Source organism: Kaistia defluvii (assembly GCF_040548815.1).
Taxonomy (GTDB): Bacteria; Pseudomonadota; Alphaproteobacteria; order Rhizobiales; family Kaistiaceae; genus Kaistia; species Kaistia defluvii_A.
Genome location: NZ_JBEPSM010000001.1, coordinates 1741116 through 1761831 on the forward strand (window position 1 = coordinate 1741116; position 20716 = coordinate 1761831).

The following is a 20716-nucleotide window of genomic DNA, read 5'->3' on the forward strand; positions in this document are numbered from 1 at the left end:
GAGTGATTGAAGCGAGTGGAGGCTCGAAGCTTCTCCCGAGCGGGTCCCAGTTACCGTTCCAACCTCCTGAGAAGCACCATCTCAACATGCTGAGGAGGCCCGGAGGGCCGTATCGAAGCACGCAGGGAGGCAGTTGCCGGCAGATCTGCCCGCAGGTAGTGCGTCCTTCGAGAGGGCTTGCTGCGCAAGCCTCCTCAGGATGTTGGAAATCGAGATCTGCACAACACCGGCTTCCGGTATGCGAAGATCTTCTCAGGGAGAGGTAAGGGACCGGTCGGCACAGCGTCATGGCAGAGAATCACCCGTCAGGCAGACTCTGCCCTCACCAGGCCAGCGCCTTGCCATCCAGGGCGGCGAGCAGCTTGGCGTCCTGGCCGTAAATGTCCTTGCGGAAATTGACGCCGTCCTCGTCCACCCAGGCGGTCAGGTAGGTCAGGTGGATGGGAAGCGGCGTTGCCAGCTTGACGACGGTGTTCTTTTCCGTCGCCACCACCTGGTTGATCCGGTCCATGCTCCATCCGGTGACACCACCGGCGGTCAGCACCTGCAGGGCCAGTTCAAGCGGCCGGCTCAGGCGGATGCAGCCATGACTGAAGGCGCGCTCGGCTTTCGAGAAGGCGGCGCGCGACGGCGTATCGTGCAGATAAACATCGTGCTGGTTGGGGAACATGAACTTGACGCGGCCGAGCGCATTCTTCGGCCCCGGCTGTTGGCGCAGCTGGAACGGGAAATTGCCCGGCCCGTAACTCGCCCAATTGATCGAGGTAAGGTCGTAGACGTCCTTGCCGCGCACGGCCTGGAAGCCCTGCGAGGCAAGCGCGCTGGGATTCGTGCGCAGTTTGCCGAGCTGTTCCTTGACGGCGATGCCGGACGGCACCGTCCAGTAGGGATTGATCTCGATGTAGCGAACCTGGTCGCTGAATATCGGCGTGCGGCTATAGGGCTTGCCGACGACGACCGACATGCGTTCTTCGGCGCGGCCGTCCTTGACGCGCCGAAGCTCGAAGCCGGCGATGTTGACCATCAGATATTGCTGGCCGAGATCGCGCGGCATCCAGCGCCAGCGCTCCATCGCCAGCTCGATTTCCTGGATGCGTTCCTCGATCGGCACGTTCATCGCGACCAGCGCCGCCGGCCCGACGACGCCGTCGACATCGAGCCCGTGACGGGCCTGGAAGCGCTCGACCGCCTTGACCAGCTCGGCGTCGTAGACCTCGGCCCCGCCCGCCGGCGCCGGATCGGCGCCATCGGTCGTGGATAGCCGCTCGCGCAGGGCGGCGACGCGCGGATCGGTCATGCCGGGCTTCAGCGTCGGGCCAAGAGGAACGAGGTCCCACCCGCCCTCCACCGCAAGCTCGCGATACTGCGCCAGCGCGCCGCGCAGGGATGCGTAATAGCTGCTCGGCGGCTGCCAGGCGTCGAAGAATGCGTCGAGATCGTCGGCTTTGGCGACGGCCTGCAACGCCGCCGCCTGATCGAAGGTGCGGGTCTTCAGAAAGAAATTGGGATCGACCTTGGCCGGCAGGAAGCGTCCGACCGACAGGTCGCCGCTATATTCGAGAAAGGCGGCCGAAAAGAACAGTTCGATCAGGGCAAGACCCCGAACGTCTTCCGGGTCGGTATTCTGCATCAGCGACAACAGCTGGCGCGTCGGATAGTCGTCCGGCCGCAATCCGTCCGAGCCCGCATCGTTGAGGATCGCGACCAGCGCCTCGGCGCGGTCGTCGCGCAGCCAGAGCAGTTCTCCGGCCTGTTCCTCGTAATAGGCGCGCAGCACCTCGCGGCGCTGCTGGATCGGCAGGGGCAGCCGCTTCTCGCGCGCCAGGAGGTCGATCGCATTGATGCGGATGACGGCGAGGTTGCGCTGCTGTTCCTGCACGGTCGCGGCCTCGGCAGCCCGAAGCGACGGCAATAGGGTCGCGAATGCAAGAAAAGCTGCCGCGCAGAGGCGGACCCGGAAGTGTCGGATCGGAGCGTTACTGAAGGGGCGGCGCATAGAGGATCCCGCCTTGTGTCCAGAGTGCGTTGATGCCACGGCTCAATTGCATCGGCGTTTCCTCGCCGAGATTGCGTTCGAAGATCTCGCCCATATTGCCGACCCCGCCGATCACCTGGGTGAGCCAGCCATCGGGCAAGCCCAGAGACGGCCCGCTCAGGGAACCGAGCATGCCCGCCTGCTGAGCCTTGTCGGCGGCGATGGAATCGGAGGTCAGCCCGACCTCCTCCGCGTCGATCAGCCCGAACAACACCCAGCGCACGAGGTTGACCCATTTGGGATCGTCATCGCGCACCACGGGCCCGAGCGGCTCCTTCGAGATGACATCCTTGAGAATGACATGGTCGTCCGGCTTCGGCAGGTCGGCCCGTTCGCCGGCAAGCGCCGAGCGATCTGCGGTGTAGGCGTCGCACTTGCCGTCCGCATAGGCCTTGCGCGCATCCTGCCGCGCTTCAAAGGGCAGGAACGAAACCTTAAGCCCGGCCCGCTCGAAATAGGCGGTGGCGTTGTCCTGGGTCGTGGTTCCGCTGACGACGCAGATGGTGGCACCATTCAGCTGCAGCGGGCTGGTTGCGCCATAGAGCGCCGGCACCATGAAGCCCTGGCCGTCGAAATAGCTGACGCCGACGAACTCCAGCGACTGCCCGGCATCGCGCGCCAGCGTCCAGGTGCTGTTGCGGGAGAGCAGGTCCACCTTTCGGTCCATCAGCGCCTGGAAGCGGTCGGAGGCCGAAAGCGGCACGTATTCGACCTTGCCGGCATCGGCAAAGATGGCGAGCGCGACCGCCTTGCAAAAATCGACGTCGAAGCCGCGCCAGGTGCCCTGCTCGTCCTTCTCCGAGAAGCCGCCCAGCCCCTCGCTGACACCGCACACCAGCGTACCGCGCGCCTTCACGTCCTCCAGCGTCCCCGCCTTCGCCGGGCCGCCGGAGCCAGTGATCAGCAGCAGGCCCAGGAACAGGGCCGTGGCGCACGCCGACCAGCGAACGGAAAAGCATGGCAACGTCATCGACGAACCCCGGATAGCGCTACGGCAATTGGGCCATGATACATCGGCGCGCGCCGCCAACAAGGCCACAACCACAGATGTCGCGACGTCCCGGCGGCAGGCACAAAAGGAAATGGCCGGGACAAGCCCGGCCATGACATCTTCTTCGTGAAAGGGAAGCGGACCGGGACCGCCTAGTAGCGCTCGGGCGCGGCCGGCTTGTTGCCGAGGATGGCGTCGATCTTGTCGAGCACTTCGGGCGTCAGCTTGTCGCGGCTGTCGAGGGCGGCGAGGTTGTCCTGCAGCTGGCTCTTCTTCGAAGCGCCGAGGATGACGGTCGAGACGTTCTTGTTGGCGAGGCACCAGAGCAGCGCCATGTGGTGGATCGGAATGCCGATCTCTTCGGCCAGCGCCGCCAGCTTCTCGACCTGGCCGATGCGCTGCTTGCCCTTCTCGCTCTGCCAAAGCTCCTTGAGCCACTCATAGCCCGGCAGGTCCAGGCGGCTGCCGGCGGGAATGCCCTTGTTGTACTTGCCGGTCAGGATGCCGGAAGCGAGCGGCGACCAGATCGTGGTGCCGAGGCCCATCAGGTCGTAGAGCGGGCGATAGTCGCCCTCGACCTTGTCGCGCTCGAACAGATTGTACTGCGGCTGCTCCATGGTCGGCGGCGTGATCTTCAGATCCTTCGCCACGGCCCAGGCCTCGGTCAGCTGCTGCGCCGACCATTCCGACGTGCCCCAGTAGAGCACCTTGCCCTGCTGCACGAGGTCGTGCATGGCGCGCACCGTTTCCTCGATCGGGGTATCGATGTCGGGGCGGTGGCAGAAATAGAGGTCGAGATATTCGACGTGCAGCCGCTTCAGCGCCGCGTGGCAGGCATCGGTGACGTGCTTGCGCGAAAGGCCGCGCTGCGTCGGCTTCGAGCCACCCCAGAACACCTTGCTGGAGACGATGTAGGAATCCCGGCTCCAGGCGAGCTTGGCGAGCGCCTCGCCCATCAGCGTCTCGGAGACGCCGGCCTCATAGCCCTCGGCATTGTCGAAGAAATTGATTCCGCTGTCATAGGCCAGCGTCATGATGTCGAGCGCGTCACGCTGGTCGACCTGCTTGCCGAACGTCACCCAGGAGCCGAGCGAAAACTCGCTGACCTGCAGGCCCGACTTGCCCAAACGGCGATACTGCATCGTGAATCCGATCCTTCTGGAAATCTTTGTGCGGCGCACGCGCCGCGGCTGCAAACTAGTGGAGTTGCTCGCGCCGCGCCACCGTCCGCCCCATAAGGGACGTCACGACTCGACCGGCTGGCCCTCGAAGGCCTGCTCCAGCGTCGCGATGTCGATCTTGTTCATCTGGAGCAGCGCCTCCATGACGCGCTGCGATTTCTGGGCGTCCGGGTCGGTCAACATCGGGGTGAGCGTACTGGGCACGATCTGCCAGCAAATGCCGAACCGGTCCGTCACCCAGCCGCAGCGCCGTTCCTGGCCATCTTCGGAAAGCCGCTCCCAGAGATCATCGAGTTCCGCCTGGTCATCGCATTTCACCACGAAGGAGATCGCCTCGTTGAACTTGAAGTGAGGACCGCCATTCAGCGCCGTGAACTCCAGTCCCTCCAGTTCGAACGACGCCGCCATGACGCTGCCCTTGGGGCCCGGGCCCGCCTCGCCATAGCGAGCCACCTTGCCGACCTTCGCACTCTTGAAGATCGAGACGTAGTAGATGATCGCCTCTTCGACCTGATTATCGAACCACAGGAAGGGAGTGATCTTCTGCATGGCCATGTCCTTTGATCCGAGTTGCGCGCCGAGCTGTCCGGTCCCGCCCGATGCGAAGATGCAGCCTCCGGAAAAACGGAGTCGCTGCGCTCGCTCGAAGCGCGGCCCGACCTGTCGGGCCCTAGGGCGCGCAAGATCGCACTGGCGAGAAATCGGAAAACGCCAGCAGGCCGTTTACGTTCCCTGGTGCCGAAGCCCTTTGATCGGCGGCGGGTCCAAAATGCCTATTTATGCGGCAAATGGTGCCTTCCGCGCCGCGTCAATGCGGAACTGCCGAATTTGGCAGATAGCCCCTAGCCAAGATTGCCCGGCTCATATGCAATGGTGCTCGCGCTCCCGTGCTGGAGGCGCCGTGGCAGCCGGGAGAATTCTTGTCTGGCACGGGGCTTGCGGTTGGGGAGTGACGACAACCAAAGGGGGATAGCGCGCAATGGTCGTCGCCTTCGATGAGATGAGCGCGAGCAGCGAAAGCTGCCGGCCGGGCTACGAGATCCTCAAGCGTTGGCTGGACGCGACGCCGCCGGATCTCCTTTCGACGCGCCGCGCCGAGGCGGAACTGCTGTTCCGCCGGATCGGCATCACCTTCGCCGTCTATGGCGACAATGATGGTGAGGAGCGGATCATTCCGTTCGACATCATTCCGCGCATCATCACCGCGCCGGAATGGACCAAGCTTTCGAAGGGACTGGAACAGCGGGTCAAGGCGCTGAACGCCTTCCTGACCGACATCTATTCCAAGGGAGACATCCTGCGCGCCGGCATCGTGCCGCAGGACCTGATCTACCAGAATCCCTACTACCAGCCGGAAATGGCCGGCGTGAAGCTGGCGCATGACATCTATGTGATGATCGCCGGCATCGACATCGTCCGCGTCGACCCCGACACCTTCTACGTGCTCGAGGACAACGCCCGCACGCCTTCCGGAGTCTCCTACATGCTGGAGAACCGGGAAGTGATGATGAAGCTGTTCCCGGACCTGTTCGCCGAGCACCGCATCGCACCGGTCGAGAATTATCCGGACGCGCTGCTCGCCACGCTGAAATCGGTCGCGCCGCGCTCGGCCCCCGGCGACCCGACGGTGGCCCTGCTCACCCCTGGCCCGTTCAACTCGGCCTTCTACGAACACTCGTTCCTGGCCGACAAGCTCGGCATCGAACTGGTCGAGGGCCGCGATCTGCAGGTGCGCGACAATGTCGTCTACATGCGCACGACCGAGGGGCCGAAGCGCGTCGACGTGCTCTATCGCCGCCTCGATGACGACTTCCTCGACCCCCTCACCTTCCGGCCGGATTCGATCCTCGGCGTGCCGGGGCTGATGAATGCCTATCGCGCCGGCAATATCACGCTGTCGAACGCGGTCGGCACCGGCGTCGCCGACGACAAGGCGGTCTATTCCTACATGCCGGAGATCGTCCGCTTCTATCTCGGCGAGGAGCCGATCCTGAAGAACGTGCCGACCTGGCGCTGCCGCGAGCCGGACGCGCTGAAATACGTCCTCGAACATCTCGACACGATGGTGGTCAAGGAAGTGGCGGGCTCCGGCGGCTATGGCATGCTGATCGGCCCGGCCGCCGACAAGAAGACCCGCGAGGAGTTCGGCGCCAAGCTGCGCGCCAATCCGGACGATTTCATCGCCCAGCCGACGTTGGCGCTCTCCACCTCGCCGACCTTCGTGGATGCCGGCATCGCGCCGCGCCATGTCGACCTGCGTCCCTTCGTGCTTTCGGGCAAGGACAAGGTGCGCATCGTTCCCGGCGGCTTGACCCGCGTCGCCCTCAAGGAGGGCTCGCTGGTGGTCAATTCGAGCCAGGGCGGCGGCACCAAGGACACGTGGGTGCTCGATGCCTGAACTGGATAGCCCCCGGCACCATGCCTCCGCTCTTCATCGGGCAAGGCATGCGGCGCGCGGGCTGGATCGACTTGCGACAGCCGCTTCTTCCCTCCCCGTCACGGGGCGGGATCGGAGCGAGGGTCTTACCATCCGGAGTTGTTTTCCGTGCTGAGCCGTACCGCCGATAATCTGTTCTGGCTTGCCCGCTATGTCGAGCGCGCCGAAAACACCGCCCGCATCATCGACGCCGCCAACCGCCTCGCCGCCATGCCGATCGCCTATGCCGGCGGCTCGAACGAATGGGAATCCGCCGTCGCCGCCACCGGCGCGCTCGGCCTGTTCAAGTCGCTGAACCGGGAACCGACGGCCGAGAACATCATCGATTTCCTCGCCTTCTCGCCGGAAAACCCCTCCTCCATCCGCTCTTGCCTGGAGCGTGCCCGGGTGAACGCGCGCACCGTGCGCACCGCGCTGACGTCGGAAATGTGGGACGCCATCAACGGCGCCTGGCTCGGCCTGCGCGATTTCAACGGCGCCTCGCGCGACCGCATGCGCCTCAACGACTTCCTGGTCTATGTGAAGGAAGCCTCGCTGCGCTTCGACGGCTCCGCCTACCGGACAATGATCCGCAACGACGTCTATTTCTTCTCGAGCCTCGGCTCCTTCATCGAGCGCGCCGACAACACGGCCCGCATCCTCGACGTCAAATATCACCTGCTGCTGCCGGCCGAGGAGAGCGTCGGCGGTGGCCTCGATTTCTTCCAGTGGTCGTCGATCCTGCGCTCGGTATCGGCCAACACGGCCTATCACTGGGTCTATCGCGAGAGCCTGAAGCCCTGGCTCGTCGCCGATCTGCTGGTCCTGAACGACCAGCTGCCGCGCTCGCTCGCCTCCTGCTACGAGAACATCTGCGCCTTCCTTGACGAGCTCTCGCTCGCCTATGGCCGCCAGGGGCCGGCCCAGCGTGTCGCCCGCTCGACCCGCAACCGGCTGCAAAACGCCAATATCGACGACGTATTCAGCGGCGGCCTGCATGAATTCCTGACCGAGTTCATCGCCGACAATGGCCGTCTGGGACAGGCGATCACCGACCAGTATCTAGCCTGACGGGAACGGTTCATGCGCCTCCGGATCGTTCACGAAACCGCCTACAGCTTCGACCCGCCCGCTCTGGGCGCGATCCAGACGCTTCGGCTGACCCCGCGCGGCCATGACGGCCAGTTCGTCGTCAACTGGCGCATCGAGGTCGATCACGACTGCCGGCTCGACACCGCCACCGACCCGTTCGGCAATGTCGTCCAGTCCTTCACCACCCAGGGAAAGCTCGACGGCCTGGTCATCACCGCGCTTGGCGATGTCGAGACGCACGACATGGCCGGCATGGTGCGCGGCCAGGCGGAGCGCTTTCCGGTCGGCGTCTTCCTGCGCGGGACGCCGCTGACGGTCCCCGACGCCGAGATCCGCGCCTTTGCCGACGATGTCGCCGCCTCCACGCCGACCGACCGGCTGTCGCGGCTGCACTGGCTGATGAACAGCCTGCACGAGCGCATCCTGCTCGGCGAGACGACCGACGACAGCGCCAAGGCCACCTTCGCCGCCAGCCGTGGCGACGCCCGCGCCATGGCGCATGTGATGATCGCCGCCGCTCGCCATCTCGGGATCCCGGCCCGCTATGCCAGCGGCTATCTGTTCCGGCCGGAGGCCGAGGCGCCGGCGACCAGCGAGCATGGCTGGGCCGAAGCCTTTCTCGATGGAGTGGGCTGGGTCGGATTCGATGTAGCAACGAATCTCTGTCCGACGGATACTCATGTCCGACTGGCCATCGGATTGGACCGAATCGGGTCGTCTCCGGTACGCGGGGCAGCCTATGGCGACGGGGTTACCGCGCCGACGATTTCGATCAGTGTGTCGGAAGCGCGCTCGGCCCGGAGATAGGTCGATGGCAATTTTTCACTTGCGCCTCAAATTTAGCGGCCTAAAACACCGGCCGGGGTGGGGCAGGATAAAGAATTTATGACCTATTGCGTTGGAATCCTGGTTCGCGAAGGCCTTGTTATGCTGGCCGACACGCGCACCAATGCCGGCCTCGACAACATTGCGACGTTCCGGAAGCTGCACCTCTACCAGACCGAGGGAGAGCGCGTGATCGCGCTTGCCACGGCGGGTAACCTTGCCGTCAGCCAGTCCGTCCTCAATGTCCTGACCGAAGGCCTCGAAAACCCGGAAACGGGCAAGATCGACACGATCTACACCATCCCCAGCATGTTCAAGGTGGCGCAGTTCGTCGGCCGGGCGATCCGCGAGGTCTACCGCATCCATGGCAAGTCGATGGAGCAGCAGGCCGCGAGCTTCGATGTCACCATGCTGCTGGCTGGCCAGGTCAAGGGCGGGCGCCTGCGTCTGTTCATGGTCTACTCGGCCGGCAATTTCATCGAGGCGACGACCGATACGCCCTATCTGCAGATCGGCGAGCACAAATACGGCAAGCCGATCCTGGACCGCGCCGTCACCGCCGACACGCCGATTTCCGAAGCGCTAAAGCTCGGCCTCGTGTCGATGGATTCGACGCTGCGCTCCAATCTCGGCGTTGGCATGCCGATCGATGTCCTGGTCGTCCGTCGCGACGAGCTGAAGATCTCGATCTCGCATCGCATCGACGACAATGACGCCTATTTCGCGGGCCTGCGCGAACGCTGGTCGGCCGCGCTGCGCGCCGCGCACCAGGCGATCCCCGAGCCGCCCTACGGCCCGATCTAGGTCCGGAACGCTCAGGACTCGACGCGGATCATCTCGATCAGCGCGCGCAAGGCGGCTGAGACATGGCGGCGGCCGGGATAATAGAGATGGAAGCCCGGCACCGTCGGGCTCCAGTCTTCCAGCACGCGGATCAGCCGCCCATCCGCGAGTTCCTTCGCGACGAGGATATCGGCGGCGTAGAGCAGGCCGATGCCCTCCACGGCCGCCGTGATCAGCAGCGTGTCGAAGGTGTCGACCACCAGCGGCCCGGTGACGGGCATCGCCAGGGACTTGCCGTCCTTCTCGAATTCCCAGCGATAGAGCCCGCCGCTCGAAATCTCCCGCCGGCCGATGCAGAGATGATCGCGCAGATCCTGCGGCTGCCTCGGCGGCGGATGCCGGGCGAAATAATCGGGCGAACCGACGATCGCAGCCCGGAAATCCGCGGAAACCCGCACCGCGCTCATGTCCTGGCGGATGCTGTCGCCGAGCCGGATGCCGGCGTCGAACCCGCCGCTCACGATATCGACGAAGGCGTCGTTGACGGCGACCTCCAGCGTGACTTCCGGATAGGCCTGCGTGAAGCGGCGGAACAGCGGCGCCAGGATCAGCGCGGCCGCCATGCGCGGCACGTTGAGGCGCACCGTGCCATGCGGCCGCGCGCTGAACGCATTCACCCCCTCGACCGCCCGATCGACACTGGCGAAGGCGGGACCGATCTGGTCGAGCAGCGCCTGCCCTGCTTCGGTCGGCGAGACGGTCCTCGTCGTGCGGTTCAGCAGGCGGACGCCCAACCTGGTTTCCAGCGACCGTAGCGAGTGACTGAGCGTCGAAGGCGTCAGGTTCAACCGCGCCGCGGCGCGGCGAAAGCTGCGTTCCTCGGCGACCGCGATGAAAGCCGTCAGTTCGGCCAGTTCATTGGCACGCATGATTGATGAATGTCACCCATGACTACATGCGAAGCACCATGGCTTATGTTTCACAATCGCGACAGCCATTTGCACCTCGTCACCAATCGATGGCCCTGCCGGTCTGCGGCGCGCCATCCGTCCCAAGGATGAGGTCTAAATGTCCCAGTCACCCTCCCCCCGCCTGCAGGATCGCGTCGCGCTCGTTACCGGCGGCGGCAGCGGCATCGGCCGCGCGGCAGCTTTGGCCTATGCCCGCGAGGGCGCCAGGGTCGTCGTTGCCGGCCGGCGCGCCGCCGAACTGGACGAGACCGTCCGCCTCATCGAGACAGCCGGCGGCAGCGCCCTCGCCGTCTCCACCGACGTAGCAAAGTCGGGCGAGGTCCAGGCGCTGGTCAAGGCGACCGTCGACCGCTTCGGTCGCCTCGATGCCGCCTTCAACAATGCCGGCATCGAGGGCTTCGCGCCGATCACCGCGATGACCGAAGAGGAATTCGACCGCGTCATCGGCATTAATCTGAAGGGTGTCTGGCTGTCGGTGAAATATGAGGTCGAGGCGATGATCGCCCTCGGCCAAGGCGGCGCTATCGTCAACACCTCATCCTGGCTGGCGGCCGGCGCCTCCTTCGGATCCTCGGCCTATTCGGCCAGCAAGGGCGGGCTGGATGCGATGATCCGCGCGGTGGCCTTGGAAGTCGGTCCGCACAACATCCGCATCAACAACATCAATCCCGGCATCATCGACACGCCGATGGCGCGGCGCATGACGAACAATGACGCCAGCGCGCTGGCGCCTTTCGTCGCCCACACGCCGGCCAAGCGTGTCGGAACCTCCGAGGATGTCGGCGACGTCGCCGTCTGGCTCTCGACGGACGAAGCGCGGTTCGTCACCGGCCAGTCCCTGCTCGTCGACGGCGGGTTCACCATCGCCGGTCTTCGCTGACTCTGGAACCATCTACCCGCCAGGTCCCGACAGCTCCCGCTCGCACGACCTGGCGGCGGGATCGAGCGGGAGGGAGCGCCGCGTTCGATTGACAGGCGGGGTGGCTGCATCGATACCAGCGTCGAGGGCGGCGCCGTTCGGCCGCCCCGCCGTTTTCGTGGAGCACCCAACATCATGACCGACAAGCCAAGCCTGACGCTGAAGCGCCAGTTGAAGGCGTCGCCCGCCCGGATCTTCAAGGCCTGGACCGACCCCGCCAAGCTTGTCCATTGGTTCGGCCCGCATGACACCGCAGAAGGCAGCGTCGAGGCCGAGACGGATCTCCGCGTCGGCGGCGCCTTCCGCATCCGCTTCAAAACCGCCGACGGCCAGCAGGAGGCCACCGGCAGCTACCAAGCGCTTGTACCCGACCAGTCGCTGGCCATGAACTGGACCTGGCTGGCCGCGCCCGAGGCGCCGAGCCTGGTGACCGTGACGTTCCACGGCGAGCAAGGCGGCACCATGCTGACGCTCACCCAGGAAGGCCTCGCCGACGAGGCGAGCCGCGCCAGCCAGCTGGCGATCTGGACAGGGGCGATCGAGCGGCTCGAACGCTTTGTCACCCGCGGCGGCAAGAAATAGCGGCGGCGCTCCGGGAACGCGCGACGGCGCGCTCATGCCGTCGCGTCCCGCAAGACGGCCGGGGGCTGCCAGGCCTGCTCATCTTGCCGCGCCAAGGATTGGGGAAGATCAGCGGTTGACGAAGTACCGGTTGATCCAGCCTCTTGGCCGAACCAGTTCCCTTATATAGGCTGACGCCAGCAATGCTCTCGTCAGGAGCATGCCGCCATCCTGCGGGCCGACCCGATCCGCTGGCAAGTTTGACGGGGTTTCTCATGCCACTGATCGCTATGGACGATCGCATCCGACTGAATGTCGAGGCAGATCCGGACAATGGCAAACCACCACTCCTCCTGACCAACGCCCTCGGCACCAATCTCGGCATGTGGGAGCCGCAGCTCCCGGCGCTGCGCGAGCATTTCCGCTTGATCCGCTTCGACGACCGGGGCCATGGCGGCTCCGACGTGCCCGATACGCCCTATACGATCGACCGGCTCGGCCGCGATGCGCGCGGCGTGCTCGACGCGGTCGACGTCGAAACGGCGCATGTCGTCGGCCTGTCCAAGGGCGGCATGGTCGCTGCCTGGCTGGCCGCCAACAAGCCGGACTATGTCGAGAAGCTGGTGATTTGCGCCTCGGCGCCGCATCTGCCGCCGCGCGACATGTGGGAAGGCCGGGCCAAGACGGCGCGCAACGAAGGCCTGTCGGCGCTCGTCGACGCCGTGATCGGCCGCTGGTTCCAGGAAAGTTTTCGCGCCGCCCACCCGGAAACCGTGGCCCGCATCCGCGAGATGATTCTCGATACGCCGGCCGAGGGCTATGCCGCCTGCTGCGAGGCGCTGGGCGAGATGGACCTGCGCGAGGACCTCGCCTTGATCCAGACGCCGACCCTGGTGATCTGTGCCGACCACGATGCGACGGTGCAGCCGGCCAAGGCGCGCGAATGGGTGTCGCATATCGACGGCGCCCGGATGGAAGTCATCCGGAACGCCGCGCATCTTTGCAATGTCGAGCAGCCCGAGGCGTTCAACCGCATCCTGCTCGACTTCCTCCTGGCCTGATCAGGCGCGCTCGCGCTTCAGCAGCGCGTCGACGCTCCAGCGGCCGGGGCCGGCGAAGACCAGATACAGGAAGATGAAGCAATAGAGGATGGCGGCGTCGCCGCCATTCAGCACCGGGTAGACGCTCCGCGGTGCATGGGCCATCCAGTATGCGAAGGCCATCAGGCCGGACAGCACGAAGGCGACCGGGCGCGAGAACAGCCCGATCAGCAGCAGGAAACCGCCGACCAGTTCCAGCATGCCCGCCGTCCACGAAAGACTGAACATGGCCGGCGCTTTATCCGAAGCCGGGAAGCCGAGAATCTTCTGCGTTCCGTGCGCCATGAAGATCAACGAAGAAACGATGCGCAACAACCCAAGCGTATAAGGCTGAAACTTAGAAACCTTCTCAAATAGCACTGTCAACATCTCCAGGTGATCGGTGCGCCCCTGCTAACACAGCATCAGGGATCGCGCCTAGCACAGGGCGACATCGAGACGGGGACAGAAGATAAACTTATGATCACGCAAACGTGATCACATATTGGGATAGTTGGGCCCGCCGGCGCCCTCGGGCGTCGTCCAGTTGATGTTCTGGTTCGGGTCCTTGATATCGCAGGTCTTGCAGTGGACGCAGTTCTGCGCGTTGATCACGAAGCGCGGCCCGTTCGGCTCTTCCACCCACTCATAGACGCCGGCCGGGCAATAGCGGGCCGAGGGTCCGGCATAGACGTCGTGTTCCGAGGTCTTCTGTAGCGCCGGGTCCAGCACCTGCAGATGGATCGGCTGGTCTTCCTCATGGTTGGTGTTCGACAGGAACACCGAGGAAAGACGATCGAAGGTCAACACGCCGTCCGGCTTGGGATAGGCGATCTTCTTGCATTCGGCCGCCGGGCGCGTCGCGGCAAAGTCCGGCTTGCCGTGCTTCAGCGTACCGAAAAGGGTGAAGCCGAGCGTGTTGGCCCACATGTCGATGCCGCCGGCGAGGATGCCGCCCAGCGTGCCGAGCTTCGACCAGAGCGGCTTGACGTTGCGCACCGTCTTCAGGTCGCGGCCGATCGGCCCCTTGCGCCAGTTCGCCTCATAGCCCAGCAGTTCGTCGCCCGAGCGACCCGCCGCCAGCGCCTCGGCGACATTCTCTGCCGCCTCCATGCCGGAGAGCATGGCGTTGTGGCTGCCCTTGATGCGGGGCAGGTTGACGAAGCCGGCCGAGCAGCCGATCAGCGCGCCGCCGGGGAACACCAGCTTCGGCACCGACTGGTAGCCGCCTTCGGTGATCGCGCGCGCGCCATAGGAAAGGCGCTTGCCGCCGGAGAAAACGGGTGCAATCGCGGGGTGCGTCTTGAAGCGCTGGAATTCCTCGAAGGGCGACAGATAGGGATTCTTGTAGTTCAGGTGCACGACGAAGCCGACGACGACCTGGTTGTCCTCGAGGTGATAGAGGAACGAGCCGCCGCCGGTCGAGAAATCGAGCGGCCAGCCGAAGGAATGCTGCACCAGTCCGGGCTTGTGCAGCTTCGGGTCGACCTGCCAGAGCTCTTTGATGCCCAGGCCGTATTTCTGCGGCTCGCGCCCTTCCGCCAGGCCGAACGAGCCGATCAGCTGCTTGGCGAGCGAGCCGCGCGCGCCCTCGCCGATCAGCGTGTACTTGCCGCGCAGCTCCATGCCGCGCTGGAAATTGGGGCCCGGCTCGCCATCGCGGCCGACGCCCATGTCACCGGTCGCGACACCGGCAACGGCGCCGTTCTCGTCGAAAAGCAGTTCGGCGGCGGCGAAGCCCGGATAGATCTCGACGCCCAGCGCCTCGGCCTTGGCCGCCAGCCAGCGGCAGACATTGCCGAGCGAGACGACATAATTGCCGTGGTTCGACATCAGCGGCGGCATCATAAAGTTCGGCAGGCGAACCGATCCGGCAGGACCCAGGAACAGGAACTGGTCCTCGACCACCGGCGTCTTCAGCGGCGTGTCGCTCTCCTGCCGCCATTCAGGCAGCAGCTTGTCGAGGGCGATCGGATCGATCACCGCGCCGGACAGGATGTGCGCGCCGACTTCGGAGCCCTTTTCGACCACGACGACGGTGACGTCCGGATCGAGCTGTTTCAAGCGGATGGCCGCCGCGAGCCCGGCCGGACCGGCGCCCACGATCACAACGTCAAATTCCATCGCTTCGCGATCGGGAAGCTCTGCCGAGATTGCCATGCGTGCCCATCCGGTTCGGTTGTTGGCCCCTCTTTAGAAGAGCAACAAACCTCAGGCAATGCCGAAAATATAGTGAAGCGAAGGACTTGATGAGCCTTGCGCATCAACATGATGCCGATCGGGCAAGGTTCGCTCCTGCCTACCAGCGCAAGCCGCAGCACTCGCGGCGGGCAGCGAATTATTTCACCTTCCGAACGCGCCAGACCGTTCCATTGGCGTCTTCCGAGACATAGAGCGCGCCGTCCTTGCCGGTGGCGACACCGACCGGGCGACCCCACAGGCTGTCATCGGAGAGAACGAAGCCGGTCATGAAGTCCTCATAGGCGCCCGTCGGCTTGCCATCTCTCATGAGCAGGCGGACTACCTTGTATCCCGTAGGCTTGCCGCGTTTCCACGAGCCATGCAGGGCGACGAAACCATCGCCGCGATAGTCCTGAGGAAAGGTGTCGCCCTCATAGAAAGTGATGCCGAGCGGCGCCGAATGCGGCTGGATCAGCACGTCCGGCACGGTGACGCGCGCCTTCAGATCGGCCCGCGCCCCCTCATGGCGAGGGTCCGGATTGGCGCCGATATAGAACCAGGGCCAGCCATAGAATCCGCCCTCCTGGACGCTGGTCGCGTAGTCGGGCGGCAAATTGTCGCCGAGGCCGTCGCGCTCGTTGGTGGCGCACCAGAGCGCCCCGCTGACAGGCTCGATCGCCAGCCCCGAGCAATTGCGGATGCCGGTCGCGAAGCTGCTGACATTGCGACCATGCGGATCCGCGGTCAGAACCGCGGCGCGGCCGGCTTCCGATCCCCAGGCGGCGCCAAGCCCATGGCCGGCCTCCCAGTCGGCGATGGCCTGCTTGTCCTTCTTCCCCATCGACTCACCAGCATTCGAAGCCGAACCGACGGAGACGAACAGCTTCCTGCCATCCGGCGAGAAGGCGATGTCGCGCGTCCAGTGCGATCCGCCCTTCGGCAATCCGTCAACAATGACCTCGCTCTTGCCCCGCGCCTGCCGGTCTCCGGCCACATAGGGGAAGCGCACCACCTTGTCGGTCTCGGCGACATAGACGAATTGCGGATCCGGGCCGGGCGGATAGAAGGCGATGCCATAGGGCCGGTCGAGCCCCTTGGCGAAGACCGCCGGGTCGCCGCCTCCGGCCGGCAGCACGCGGACCTGCCCGGCACCGCTTTCGGCCAGGAAGATGTCGCCGTTTGGCGCCGTGCGCAGGACGCGCGGGATGTTCAGCCCGTCCGCGACCAGTTCCGCGACGAAGCCGGCGGGAACGCGCGGCACCCTGCCCTTCGGCCGCGCCACGATATCGGGCTGGGTCGCGACCGATTCCGTCGCATAGGGCGCCGGCAGATCGCCCGGGCGAATCCAGCGCTGCACGCCGGGCCGGTCGGCCCGCCAGTCGCCAAAGGCTGCCGCTCCCGTCTTCGGCGCATCGGCGAGCGCCATCGCGGGAAGAAGGACAAGGGCGGCGGCCAGCAGGCGTCGGGTCACGGCGGCATCTCCCTGAATTATGCTATTGTGCGGCGGCCCCACAGGGTCGACATAGGCGAGCGTTGCGCCTACTCAAGAACGATATGATGGCTTCCGAGTTGCAATCCCCGTCCCCCGACGCGCTGGCGGCGCTGCTGGATTGGTACGTCGCCAATGATGTCGACGTGGCGATCGAGGAAGAGCCTGTCAATCGCCTGGTCGCGAGAGTTGCCGAGGAGGCAGCGCCGGAGCCGGCGCATCGCCCCCTGCCAAGCTTCGAGCCCGCCGCCCGCCCCCATCCGCAAGCGACCGTCGCCGCGGCGATCGCCACCGCCATGTCGCCGGAGGCGGACGCGCTCGCAGCCCGGGAAGCCGCCGCGAGCGCCGATACGCTGGAAGCGCTGAAGGACGTGCTGACGCGCTTCGAGGGTTGCGCGCTGAAGACGACGGCGAAGTCGCTGGTCTTTGCGAGCGGCAACCCCGCCGCCCGCGTCATGCTGGTCGGCGATCCGCCGGGCCGCGACGAGGACCTGCAGGGCGAGCCTTTCGTGGGACCGCCGGGTCCCCTGCTCGACCGCATGCTGGCCGCGATCGGCCTGTCGCGGGCCGAAGTCTGCCTGACCAACATCGTTCCGTGGCGGCCACCGGGCAACCGCGCGCCGACCCCGCAGGAGACCGCCATCTGCCGGCCCTTCCTCGACCGGCAGATAGAGCTCGTCGATCCGGATTTCCTGGTCTGCCTCGGACCAATGGCCGCCAAGGAATTATTGCCGACGAACGAAGGTCTTTTGCGCGTCCGAGGTCAATGGTTCCCCTACGACACCGGCAAGCGCAAGATCCAGGCGATGGCAACGCTGCATCCGGCCTATCTGCTACTGCAACCGCTGCAGAAGCGTCTGGTCTGGCGCGATCTTCTGGTGCTGAAGGCTGCTTTGGACGCTGCTCCAGTCTAAAGATCTGGCGCGACGCAGGTTTTTCATTCTGTAAACCTGATATTCACCACAAAGTGCCATCTTTTGGACATGCGGACGGCTGACAAAGTCAGTCATCACCTCAAATCGAATTGGCCGCAATTCGGCGCCCCCGGTCAAAATGGCATCCCAGCTCCTTCCCGTCGCCGCGCTCCTCATGGGGTCGGCACTTCTCCTCATCGCAGGCGGCATTCACGGCCTGCTCCTCCCGATCCGCGGGGCGATTGAAGGGTTCTCGACCACGGAGCTTGGCCTGATCGGCACGGGCTGGGCGGTCGGCTTCGTGCTGGGCTGCATCATCGTCCCGCGCATCGTGCGCCGTGTCGGCCATGTCCGCGCCTATGGCGTCATGGCCTCGATCGCCGGCGTCGTCATCCTGATCAACCTGCTGTGGATCTCGCCCTGGGCGTGGATCGGCCTGCGCGCCTTTTCCGGCTTCTGCTTTGCCGGCGCCCAGATGATCGTGGAGAGCTGGCTCAACGAGCGCGCCACCCGCGAAAACCGCGGCACGATCTTCTCCGTCTACCAGATGGTGAATTTCGCCGCCTCGACCGCGGGCCAGCTGCTGCTCGCCACCGCGCCGGCCGAAGGGTTCTTCTTCTTCGTGCTCGGCGCCATCTTCTACTGCCTGGCGATCCTGCCCTCCGCGCTCTCGACGGCGCAGACGCCGCGTCCGCTGAAGACCACCACGCTCGACCTACGCAGCCTGTTCCGCAATTCGCCCGTCTCGGCAGTGGGCTGCTTCCTGATCGGCCTCGTCAACGGCGCCTTCGGCACGCTCGGCGCCGTCTATGGCCAGAAGATCGGCCTGCCAACGGCGGTGATCGCCTTCTTCATGAGCGCGGCCGTGCTCGGCGGCGCCATCACCCAGGTGCCGCTCGGCAAGCTCTCCGACAAGATCGACCGCCGCTTCGTGCTGATCGGCGTCGCTACGGCGGCGATCGTGATGAGCCTCGCCATCGCCTTCGTCAGCCCCACACAGCCTACCGTCATCATCGGGATGATCGCCCTGTTCGGCGGCATGATCTATCCAATGTACGGACTTACCGTGGCGCATGCCAACGACTATGCCGCGCCGGACGATTTCGTGAAGGTGGCGAGCGGCCTGCTGCTGATGTCCGGCTTCGGCACGATGATCGGCCCGATCATCGGCGCGCTCGCCATGACTTATCTCGGCCCGGCCGGCCTGTTCACCTTCTTCTCCATCGTGCATGTCGTGCTGATCGGCTACACGGCCTATCGCATGTCGCGTCGCCCGGCGCCGCGCGACGTCCCCCGCGATGCGTTCCAATCGATGCCGCCGCTGAAGAACGCGACGCCGGAGACGATCGCGCTCGACCCGCGCGCCGAGGAAGCCAAGCCGCCGCAGACGGTGGCCCCGCCCACGGCGCCGCTTCCGGTCCTGCCGCCCGCCCTGCCGCCGGCGGTCTGACGGCCGCCGCGCCTTCCTCTCGCGAACGAAGAAGCACGTCGAGCGAGCCGCAATAGCTCACCCCGCACGCCAAAAGGCCCTCGCCCGCTTGCGCGAGAGGGTTGGGTGAGGGTCTTGATTCCTGGATCGTTTGTCGGGCTCAGACCCGGTGATAGGTCCGGTCGAGATAGACCAGCGCGCTGTCATTCGGACCGACGCGGACGGCCTCGACAAGACCGAACATCACCGAATGCGACCCCTGCTCGATCACCTCGGTCAGGCGGCAATCGAAGCTGGCGCGCGCCGATTCCAGCACCGGGGCGCCGGTCGCCAGCGTCACCCAGGAGCCGAGCGCGAAGCGCTCCGGCATGGTCAGGCCCGTGCGGCCGGCAAAGGCCTCGGCCAGGCCCTGCTGGTTGCCCTCGAGCGTATTGATGCAGAAGCTGCCATTCAGCTTGAAGGCGGCGTTGGTCAGGCTCTTGCGATTGACGCAGACCAGCACGATCGGCGGACGGTCGGAAACGGATGTCACGGCAGAGGCCGTCAGGCCGCAGGCGCCGCCCTCGCCCGACGTGGTCACCACGTGGACCGGAGCAACAAGGCGACTCATCGCCTCGCGGAACATTGCCGGATCGACCAGATCCGTGAGCGTATCCATGCCTGTATCTATCCCAATCCTGCTGGCGCCGTCACGTCTGGTCGTATCGGGTCGGGCCGGCGACGACAAGCCGGACGGCGCTTCCCCCGGCAAAAATCGGCCGGCCATTTTATAAGGATGACTTAGCGTTACGACCGCGTCGCGGACAGTGTTCGGCGATGGCTTGTTGTTTTGTTCGGTTCGTGTACCTAATCGAGGTTCAATGAGAGGGTGGTCTACGGATACAACCTCCGGGAACAATAAAGCACTGCGCTGCACGCGGGGATCCACGAGATGGAAGTTTTCCTACAACAGTTGATCAATGGGATCACGCTTGGGTCTATCTACGGCCTGATTGCGATCGGATACACGATGGTGTTCGGCATCATCGGAATGGTGAACTTCGCGCATGGCGACGTTTTCATGACGTCTGCGTTCATCGCGCTGATTTTCCTGCTGGTCCTGACCACAGTTCTCGGCATGTCGTCGATGATACTGGCGCTGATCATCGTCATGGTCATTGCCATGGTGCTGACGAGCCTGATGAGCTGGGCGATCGAGCGGGTCGCCTATCGCCCGCTGCGCGGCTCGTTCCGCCTGGCGCCGCTGATTTCGGCCATCGGCATGTCGATCGTGCTCTCCAACTTCGTGCAGGTCGCCCAGGGCCCGCGCAACAAGCCGATCCCGCCCATGCTGAGCGGCGGCATCGAGGTGATGAATTCCAACAACTTCGCCGTCACGCTGTCCTACAAGCAGATCCTGATCTGGGTGACCACCGCCGTGCTGCTGGCCGGCTTCTGGTATCTCGTGCAGAAGACCTCGCTCGGCCGCGCCCAACGCGCCTGCGAGCAGGACCGCAAGATGGCGGCGCTGCTCGGCGTCAATGTCGACCGCACGATCTCGCTGACCTTCGTGATGGGCGCCGCGCTGGCCGCCGTCGCCGGTACGCTGTTCCTGTCCTATTACGGCGTCGTCAACTTCTCGGACGGCTTCGTTCCGGGCGTCAAGGCGTTCACCGCCGCGGTTCTGGGCGGCATCGGCTCGCTGCCGGGCGCCGTGATCGGCGGGCTGCTGATCGGCCTGATCGAGACCTTCTGGTCCGGCTATTTCTCGATCGACTACAAGGACGTCGCGGCGTTCTCGATCCTGGCGATCGTGCTGATCTTCATGCCGCAGGGCCTCCTCGGACGACCTGAAGTCGAGAAGGTGTGAC

19 protein-coding genes are annotated in these 20716 nt (G+C 65.2%); 10 read left to right on the plus strand and 9 right to left on the minus strand.

The features are described 5' to 3' along the window. Positions 1–322: 322 nt before the first annotated feature. The 4 genes from ABIE08_RS08275 to ABIE08_RS08290 all read right to left on the minus strand — a co-directional run bounded on the left by ABIE08_RS08275 (position 323) and on the right by ABIE08_RS08290 (position 4756). Entirely contained in the window at positions 323–1912 is a 1590-nt protein-coding gene (locus ABIE08_RS08275; protein WP_354550166.1) for a L,D-transpeptidase family protein, read from the minus strand. A gap of 64 nt (positions 1913–1976) precedes the next feature. Beyond that, positions 1977–3005, minus strand: coding sequence for an amino acid ABC transporter substrate-binding protein (locus ABIE08_RS08280; protein WP_354550168.1), 1029 nt, complete (start codon positions 3003–3005; stop codon positions 1977–1979). A 173-nt stretch (positions 3006–3178) separates the two neighbouring features. Beyond that, a complete protein-coding gene (locus ABIE08_RS08285; RefSeq protein WP_354550170.1) occupies positions 3179–4168 on the minus strand; it encodes a potassium channel beta subunit family protein in 990 nt (329 codons plus the stop codon). A 102-nt stretch (positions 4169–4270) separates the two neighbouring features. Then, entirely contained in the window at positions 4271–4756 is a 486-nt protein-coding gene (locus ABIE08_RS08290; RefSeq protein WP_354550172.1) for a VOC family protein, read from the minus strand. Positions 4757–5186: 430 nt separating this feature from the next. On the opposite strand from ABIE08_RS08290, the gene ABIE08_RS08295 reads away from it, so the two are divergent. From ABIE08_RS08295 to ABIE08_RS08310, 4 genes are all read left to right on the plus strand, one after another. Continuing rightward, complete coding sequence (locus ABIE08_RS08295; RefSeq protein ID WP_354550174.1) at positions 5187–6605, plus strand: circularly permuted type 2 ATP-grasp protein; 1419 nt, start codon at positions 5187–5189, stop codon at positions 6603–6605. A 147-nt stretch (positions 6606–6752) separates the two neighbouring features. After that, a complete protein-coding gene (locus ABIE08_RS08300; RefSeq protein ID WP_354550176.1) occupies positions 6753–7694 on the plus strand; it encodes an alpha-E domain-containing protein in 942 nt (313 codons plus the stop codon). Positions 7695–7706: 12 nt separating this feature from the next. Continuing rightward, positions 7707–8522: a transglutaminase family protein gene (locus ABIE08_RS08305; RefSeq protein WP_354550178.1), complete on the plus strand. Its 816-nt coding sequence runs from the start codon at positions 7707–7709 to the stop codon at positions 8520–8522. A 78-nt stretch (positions 8523–8600) separates the two neighbouring features. Beyond that, positions 8601–9344: a peptidase gene (locus ABIE08_RS08310; RefSeq protein WP_354550180.1), complete on the plus strand. Its 744-nt coding sequence runs from the start codon at positions 8601–8603 to the stop codon at positions 9342–9344. A gap of 11 nt (positions 9345–9355) precedes the next feature. On the opposite strand, the gene ABIE08_RS08315 is transcribed toward ABIE08_RS08310, so the two are convergent. Beyond that, positions 9356–10252, minus strand: a complete 897-nt coding sequence (locus tag ABIE08_RS08315) for a LysR family transcriptional regulator (protein WP_354550182.1) — start codon at positions 10250–10252, stop codon at positions 9356–9358. A 139-nt stretch (positions 10253–10391) separates the two neighbouring features. On the opposite strand from ABIE08_RS08315, the gene ABIE08_RS08320 reads away from it, so the two are divergent. The 3 genes from ABIE08_RS08320 to pcaD all read left to right on the plus strand — a co-directional run bounded on the left by ABIE08_RS08320 (position 10392) and on the right by pcaD (position 12835). Continuing rightward, positions 10392–11174 (plus strand): SDR family NAD(P)-dependent oxidoreductase, encoded by a 783-nt coding sequence (locus ABIE08_RS08320; RefSeq protein ID WP_354550184.1) that lies wholly within the window; start codon positions 10392–10394, stop codon positions 11172–11174. Between the two features lie 174 nt (positions 11175–11348). Further along, positions 11349–11795 carry an SRPBCC family protein gene (locus ABIE08_RS08325; RefSeq protein WP_354550186.1) on the plus strand — a complete coding sequence of 149 codons (447 nt, stop codon included), beginning with the start codon at positions 11349–11351 and terminating at the stop codon, positions 11793–11795. 254 nt (positions 11796–12049) lie between these two features. Then, positions 12050–12835 (plus strand): 3-oxoadipate enol-lactonase, encoded by a 786-nt coding sequence (gene pcaD / locus ABIE08_RS08330; RefSeq protein ID WP_354550188.1) that lies wholly within the window; start codon positions 12050–12052, stop codon positions 12833–12835. Here the strand turns inward: pcaD and ABIE08_RS08335 are convergent, their stop codons facing one another. The 3 genes from ABIE08_RS08335 to ABIE08_RS08345 form a co-directional block, all read right to left on the minus strand. Next, positions 12836–13243 carry a DoxX family protein gene (locus ABIE08_RS08335; protein ID WP_354550190.1) on the minus strand — a complete coding sequence of 136 codons (408 nt, stop codon included), beginning with the start codon at positions 13241–13243 and terminating at the stop codon, positions 12836–12838. Positions 13244–13351: 108 nt separating this feature from the next. Next, positions 13352–15013 (minus strand): electron transfer flavoprotein-ubiquinone oxidoreductase, encoded by a 1662-nt coding sequence (locus tag ABIE08_RS08340; RefSeq protein ID WP_354550192.1) that lies wholly within the window; start codon positions 15011–15013, stop codon positions 13352–13354. Between the two features lie 178 nt (positions 15014–15191). Then, a complete protein-coding gene (locus tag ABIE08_RS08345; protein WP_436409513.1) occupies positions 15192–16505 on the minus strand; it encodes a PQQ-dependent sugar dehydrogenase in 1314 nt (437 codons plus the stop codon). An 86-nt stretch (positions 16506–16591) separates the two neighbouring features. Here ABIE08_RS08345 and ABIE08_RS08350 point away from each other — a divergent pair, with 86 nt between their 5' ends. Continuing rightward, a complete protein-coding gene (locus ABIE08_RS08350) occupies positions 16592–17437 on the plus strand; it encodes a uracil-DNA glycosylase (protein WP_354550194.1) in 846 nt (281 codons plus the stop codon). Positions 17438–17576: 139 nt separating this feature from the next. Further along, the gene (locus ABIE08_RS08355; protein WP_354550196.1) at positions 17577–18887 is read left to right on the plus strand and encodes an MFS transporter; all 1311 of its coding nucleotides are present in this window, start codon (positions 17577–17579) and stop codon (positions 18885–18887) included. A gap of 139 nt (positions 18888–19026) precedes the next feature. Here ABIE08_RS08355 and ABIE08_RS08360 read toward each other — a convergent pair whose 3' ends face one another. Further along, positions 19027–19524: a flavin reductase family protein gene (locus tag ABIE08_RS08360; RefSeq protein WP_354550198.1), complete on the minus strand. Its 498-nt coding sequence runs from the start codon at positions 19522–19524 to the stop codon at positions 19027–19029. Positions 19525–19797: 273 nt separating this feature from the next. On the opposite strand from ABIE08_RS08360, the gene ABIE08_RS08365 reads away from it, so the two are divergent. Next, complete coding sequence (locus ABIE08_RS08365) at positions 19798–20715, plus strand: branched-chain amino acid ABC transporter permease (protein WP_354550200.1); 918 nt, start codon at positions 19798–19800, stop codon at positions 20713–20715. Position 20716 lies beyond the last annotated feature (1 nt).